Source organism: Okeania sp. SIO2B9 (assembly GCF_010672505.1).
Taxonomy (GTDB): domain Bacteria; phylum Cyanobacteriota; class Cyanobacteriia; order Cyanobacteriales; family Microcoleaceae; genus Okeania; species Okeania hirsuta.
On sequence record NZ_JAAHGK010000836.1, the window covers coordinates 1 to 3,486 of the forward strand.

The 3,486-nt window shown below is 42.2% G+C and carries 3 protein-coding genes and 1 pseudogene; 2 read left to right on the forward strand and 2 right to left on the reverse strand.

What is annotated here, in order from left to right:
• Positions 1–328 precede the first annotated feature (328 nt).
• Positions 329–1,059 (forward strand): annotated as a pseudogene (locus F6K13_RS24165) (IS5 family transposase).
• 159 nt (positions 1,060–1,218) lie between these two features.
• Here the strand turns inward: F6K13_RS24165 and F6K13_RS24170 are convergent.
• Positions 1,219–2,301 (reverse strand): amidohydrolase family protein, encoded by a 1,083-nt coding sequence (locus tag F6K13_RS24170; protein ID WP_124143474.1) that lies wholly within the window; start codon positions 2,299–2,301, stop codon positions 1,219–1,221.
• Between the two features lie 495 nt (positions 2,302–2,796).
• Between F6K13_RS24170 and F6K13_RS24175 the strand changes: the two genes are divergently transcribed.
• Positions 2,797–3,282, forward strand: coding sequence for a transposase (locus F6K13_RS24175; RefSeq protein ID WP_161564355.1), 486 nt, complete (start codon positions 2,797–2,799; stop codon positions 3,280–3,282).
• On the opposite strand, the gene F6K13_RS24180 is transcribed toward F6K13_RS24175, so the two are convergent.
• Positions 3,256–3,486, reverse strand: a 231-nt coding sequence (locus F6K13_RS24180; protein WP_287288619.1) for a hypothetical protein, incomplete at its 5' end; no start/stop codon positions are given. The two genes, F6K13_RS24175 and F6K13_RS24180, sit on opposite strands and share 27 nt — an antisense overlap.

The following is a 3,486-nucleotide window of genomic DNA, read 5'->3' on the forward strand; positions in this document are numbered from 1 at the left end:
AGTCTTTCGGTGCCAACAACTAATGAAACAGCATGATTTAATACAAGGACTAACTTGCTTCCATTGGTGGCCTCAAACTAGGGCTATTCAATTATAAGCGATCGCTTGAACATAAAGGTAGTTGGCGATCGCCATCTTTTTGGCCATAAAGTTTGAATACATCTACTGTAATAATTCTGGTTTTATTATAAGTTATCATCCGAACATGATATAAATGGTAAACCAGATATCAAACATGAGAGTATATGACTCGTAAAGCCTATTCCACAGACCTAAGCGATTCCCTCCGGGACGCTGCGCGAACGCTGCTTGGGAAATCATAGCTCCCATGCTACCTGTGGCCAAATCTGAAACATCCAGAGGAAGGAAACAAACAGTGGACTTACCAGAAGTTGTTAATAGTATTCTCTACTGGAGTCGTAGTGGTTGTGCCTGGGAACTGTTACCCCATGACTTCCCACCAGCCAAGACTGTGTATGGGTATTTCCGAAAATGGCAAAAACAAGGAGTCTGGCAACGGATTCACGATAGCCTACGGGCTAATGTCCGTCAACAAGAGGGACGAAACCCCGAACCCACAGGAGCTATAATTGATAGCCAATCAGTGAAAACAACGGAGATAGGAGGAGCAGAGCGAGGCTTTGATGGAGGCCAAAAAGTCAAAGGCCGGAAACGGCACATCGAGCGTGGAGACATTAGGGCTAGTGTTAGTAGTGTTGGTTCATGCTGCCAATATATCAGATGTCACAGCTGGAAGGATGTTGCTGGCAGAATCAAGCCTGTCAGTTCCAACTCTACAAAAGGTTTGGGCCGATAGAGGTGATCGAGGACAGTGATTGCAGCAAGTCGCGGGTGGATGCGAGCTTTACCTGGAGGTGGTTGAACGTTCTCAAAAAAGTTTTGAGGTTGAACCTCGACGTTGGGTAGTTGAGAGAACTTGAGGCTGGCCCTTGACGACAAAGACGACTAAGTAAAGATTACGAGGGTTTACCGGAAGTGAGTGAAGCTGTCGTTCACATTGCCATGATGTCACTGATGTTAAATCGTCTTGTGGCTTAAGGTTTTATTTACAGATACCCTCTAATAGTCTTTTATTAAAGTTGAAAAATCTTTTCTCTAAAAGAGTCTGAAATTTTTAGTTCAATGATACCAGTTCTCCAAAAAAGGAGAAAGGTTTTTAGATTATATCCTAACAAAGTGAAACCTACCCATTTCACCTCAAACTTTATAGAAACATTTAGGATTATCCCAAACGATTTTTTTAACTATCTCCTGAGATAAATTTTTCTCAAGCTCTACAATGTTTTTCACAATATCTGGGTGATGATCCATGTGTGGATAATCTGAGCCAAATATTAAATTTTCAGAGCCAATGTAATCAATAATTTGAGTTAGATAAGGTTCAGATGGCTCAACGGCAATATAACATTGACGGCGAAAATACTCTGAAGGCAGCAACTTTACCATATCTTTGACTTCCCAATGTAAATTTCTATACTCTTCGTCCAACCGCCATAACCAATAGGGCAACCAACCACAACCAGATTCTAAAAATCCTACCCTCAGCTTCGGATGACGCTCTAATACTCCTCCTTCTATTAAGGCCAATAATGCCATCATCTGTTCCATGGGGTGAGAACAAGCATGGAGGGCAAAACGACTATTGAATCTATCTGCTCCTGTGGTGGGTAAGCGACCGTGGGTTGCCTCGTGAATGCCTACAGCTATATCTAATTCTTCGCAAGCAGCCCAAAAGGGTTCGTATTCCGCATCGCTCAAAATTCTGCCTTTGACAGGGTTAGGGCGTAAAAAAACTGCTTTCCAGCCAAAGTTTACAATTCGATGTAGCTCTTTGACCATCTCCTGGGGGTCATGGAGATTCATTGCTCCTACTCCTTTTAACCGACTGGGGTCATAGCTACAAAATTCTTCATACAGCCATGTATTGTAGGCATGGGTAAAAGCTCCGATGACTTCTGGGGGGAAAGTATCGATGGCAAATAACCACAGTCCGGAAGTGGGATAAATAAAGGCTATATCTATTCCCATCAATACCATTGCTTGGACGTGGGATTCCACGTCGTAGTGGTTTAAATAAGCATGGGGGTGAGCCTCCATCATCTGCCTATTTCCCTCTTGTTCTACTTGTTGGGAGATTTTTTCGGTGATGGGTTGTCCTTTGATTTTCATGTCGGTTGAGGGGGCAAAGTCTTGAAATTGAGGTTCGAGGTATTTGGCCCACATCTGGGAAGGTTCGATAGCGTGGGAGTCTGCATCTATAATTTTGTAACTGTTCAGCATTTTTATTTTTCTGTGTAGTAGACTGTTTCATCTAAATAAAATAGTGTAATAGTAGAGGCGGGTTCTGCATTAAATTAGTCTTACTCAACATTAAATTTAGATAAACCTGCCCCATGCCCCACTTCAGTAGATCCAGTAGTGTCGCGTCAAGCTTAAAATGGTGTATTAGCTTCATAGGCAAGAAGTTATCATCACAGACCATCAGGCGATCGCTAAAAATTGACATGGAGAAACAGGTGTTAAGAGTCTTAGTGTGCCACAGTTTCAACAACAGGATAAAGATGCTTCAATGACAAAATAGCAAAATAATAGTATACTTTAAGGTTTGGCGTTGCTGATTTGAGGTATGATATCATTCAGGATAAGAGGGCGAGCAAAAAACTTTCTCCTTCTACTCAGGGTTTCTTATTCTTTCTTCCCTCCTGACTCCTGAGGACTGACTCCTAAGTAATTAGGATTAATATCATATCAGAAATTTAAAATTGTTTAATTCGAGTGTTTGCTTTAGATGAATGTGATGTTTGTGCTGAAGATATTTGTGGTTATGAATGGGGCGATCGCCTGGAAAGACGAGAGGTAGAGGTAGACAACTATCGTGATTCCCAGACATACTATGGAGCTTTAGATTGCCAAAGTGAAGAAGTAATACTTAGTGCCTATCAAACAGCTAACACGGAAGCAACAATTGATTTTGTCAAGCATTTACGTATTCAAAGTGAGGAAGCGAAAATTGTTCTGATTTGGGATGGATCCAGTTACCATCGTTCCCAAGAGTTTCGTAAGTTTCTTGCCACAATCAATACTCAGACAAATATTACAGTTCATTGTTTGCGTTTTGGACCATATGCACCATCAGAAAATCCCATAGAGAATATTTGGGGACAAGCCAAAAAACTGCTTCGACAATTACACCAACGATGTCGCTCCTTTGCCATCACAAAAAAAATCTTTGAACTATTTATTAGAGTTGTCGCTAAATAGAGGGAAAAAATCGCTCCAACCTAGACAGAGCAATAATTTCAAGGCCTTTTTAGCCACCCCACCGGCCTCTTGCATGAACAGTGTATCGGTTGCCGACGGGGCCGTGCGCAGTTTCACACCTGCCAGATCAGCAGGCACGCGCACGGGATCCTTGGAATAGATCACCTGATACCCGACTTCCATCCAGCTGAGCGTGCGGATACC